We start from the raw sequence: 2,551 nt of genomic DNA, 5'->3' as shown, positions 1-2,551 counted from the left end.
ATTCATACCGCTCCCAATTAAGCAAACGCTCCTATCATTCCTTTATTCCAGTGTACAAATAACCCTGGGTTTTCTTTTACTATCTTTCCTATAAAGATAGTCGTTCTTGTTTTATGACCTGCAAGTTCCTTGTATTTACGCATTCCCCAAGCCACTAGTGTCTTATTGAAATGTCTGCAGAATTTGTATAGAGCTGATGGAGAATATTTCCCATAGTATACTAGCCATCCTCTGATAACTGGATTATACGTTTTGGCTATATCTCCAAGTTCTAAATCTGTTCTATTTCTTATATTCCATTGCCTAATGGTTGCTTTCATAGATTTTAGCGCCGCTTGGCTTACTGCTGGTGTAAAACTTATAAATATGTTATTTCGTTTACTGTTTTTGACCAGTCTTGGCCGAAAGGTATAGCCTAGAAAATCAAATTTTGTTTCCTTGTATTTTCCCTTGCGGCTTCCATCTTTACAGTAAATAATCTTTGTTTTATCTGGATGAAGCATCAAACTACATTCTTCAAATCGTTTCTTTAGATTTGTTAGAAGGTGTTGAGCGTCTTGTTCTGTGTTACAGTGTATTAATCGTCGAGTAGCGCGAGGGAATCACACCCTCACGCTCTCACAGTTCCGTACGTGAGCCTCTCAGCTCATACGGCTCCTATTGTCTAGTCGCAGGTAGGGCTCCCATTTTCCAGTGAGCAAATAGCTGAGGTTCTCGTTTTGCGATCCCTCCCAACCAATGCATTGCTCTTCTGCTGTGGCCTCTTAACCTCTTGTATTTCCTTTCCGCCCACCTTGCTAATGTACGGTTTGCAACATTGAAAATTTGATAGAGTTCTGATTTGTAATATTTACCATAGTAGTTAATCCAACCTCTTATCATAGGATTGAACATTCTTGATAAATCTACAATCTTCTTGTCACTGCTCAGATGCATTTTCCAACTTCTCATCGTACTCGTTATTGCTTTCTTTGCTTTATTGCTTACTGCGGGACTAAAGTTGATGAAGTGCTTTCCATACCGATTCTTTGATCTTCTGGCTCTAAAAGTATATCCCAGAAAATCAAATTTCTCGTTTAGGTATCTTTTTCTTCGTTGATCATCTTTGCAGTAGACGATTTTTGTCTTTACAGGATGCAACTCCAGTTTGCATTGAGCTAAGCGTTCTGCAATAGCTTTCTTTATTTCATTGGCTTCCGCTTCCGTTTGACAGTGAACCACTAGATCATCAGCATAACGCTCGAATGGATTACCTGGATAGAATTTCCTCATCCATTCGTCTAAGGCATAATGGAGAAATAGATTGGCTAGTAAAGGGCTGATTACGCCCCCTTGTGGAGTCCCTCTATCTCTTTTTATAAGTTTTCCGTCTGCATCTTGCTCTGGCGCTTTTAGCCAGCGTTCTATATACAGAAGAATCCATTGGCTTTCGGTGTGTTTCTTGACGGCTCTCATGACGAGCTCGTGGTCTAAATTATCGAAAAATCCTTTAATATCAAGGTCAATCACATAGTCGTTGCGCCAACATCTCTGTCTAGCAACTCCTACGGCTTCTAACGCTGATTTTCCAGGTCTGTATCCATAAGAATCAGGATGAAAATGTGGGTCAATCTCTGGCTCTAGATACAGCTTAACGACCATCTGTGCGATTCTGTCTGATACTGTGGGTATTCCCAGCTTTCTCAGCTTTCCATCACTTTTTGGTATGGCAACTATCTTTACGGGGGGCGGAAAGTAGCTCCCCGACGATAGGCGATTCCAAAGTTTATACAGATTGTCTTTAAGATTCTTTTCGAATTCTTCTATAGACTCTTCGTCAACACCTGCTGCTCCTTTGTTAGCTTTTACTCTCTTGTATGCTTCCCATACAATGGATTTTGAAATACAATAGGACTTTGCTGTATTCATCGATTCCTCCTGTTTCCAGTTGTTCGATTAATCTTAAGCTAAACAATATAGTCCCCTTCGCTCCACCTTTATTACAAAGGCTTCTTCACTACTACGGGCTATTCCGCCCCTGTTCCTTGCATCGGTACTCTGGTTCTTATGGGGCTTCCATTTGAACTTCTCCCTTTTCATCAAGGCGACAGGTTCCCACGTTCCATATAAGAGCCTGTAGTTAAGTTCACGCCACCTATATGCCGGATGCCATCTAAGCAGTTAATATTAGGTTTCCCTTAGATTTGTCCTGGGTTAACGACGGCCCCCCAGTTTTGACATCATCCCTACTCTTTCGACACGTCATCAGTGGTTCATTTGCATTCGTCTCCTTAACTCTCACCTGATATAGTCTTGCTATACCTTTTCCTTAACGCTCACCACATGGACTCTTTACCCATGCAGCTTAAGGTGGTTTGTAACCTATGCCTAAATCATCGGTTACTAGGGGCCTTCCCTAATCTCTTATACAGCATCTTTGACCCGCCGTTGGCTTGTCAAAGTTCGTGGCGCACCATCATCAGAATACCTACACCATGGCATGCTAGGATATTTCCTTGTCATCCACGTGTCAAATACATAATGAAGAAATAGATTGGCAAGCACTGGGCTA

The 2,551-nt window shown here is 41.5% G+C and carries 2 protein-coding genes and 1 pseudogene; all 3 read right to left on the bottom strand.

From position 1 onward, the window contains the following. Positions 1 to 17: 17 nt before the first annotated feature. Positions 18 to 503: a group II intron maturase-specific domain-containing protein gene (locus NEOC84_RS03345; protein ID WP_166155285.1), complete on the bottom strand. Its 486-nt coding sequence runs from the start codon at positions 501 to 503 to the stop codon at positions 18 to 20. Positions 504 to 657: 154 nt separating this feature from the next. Beyond that, a complete protein-coding gene (gene ltrA, locus NEOC84_RS03340; RefSeq protein ID WP_166155283.1) occupies positions 658 to 1,908 on the bottom strand; it encodes a group II intron reverse transcriptase/maturase in 1,251 nt (416 codons plus the stop codon). A gap of 543 nt (positions 1,909 to 2,451) precedes the next feature. After that, positions 2,452 to 2,551, bottom strand: a pseudogene (locus NEOC84_RS10130) (group II intron reverse transcriptase/maturase); the annotation flags it as partial.

The organism is Neochlamydia sp. AcF84 (assembly GCF_011087585.1).
GTDB lineage: Bacteria > Chlamydiota > Chlamydiia > Chlamydiales > Parachlamydiaceae > Neochlamydia.
This window is presented reverse-complemented; position numbering and strand designations above follow the sequence as displayed.

What these genes read in the sequence shown, in the direction of transcription:
- NEOC84_RS03345 (WP_166155285.1), bottom strand. Translation starts at nt 503, where the DNA reads ATGCTTCATCCAGATAAAACAAAGATTATTTACTGTAAAGATGGAAGC.
- ltrA (WP_166155283.1), bottom strand. Translation starts at nt 1,908, where the DNA reads ATGAATACAGCAAAGTCCTATTGTATTTCAAAATCCATTGTATGGGAA.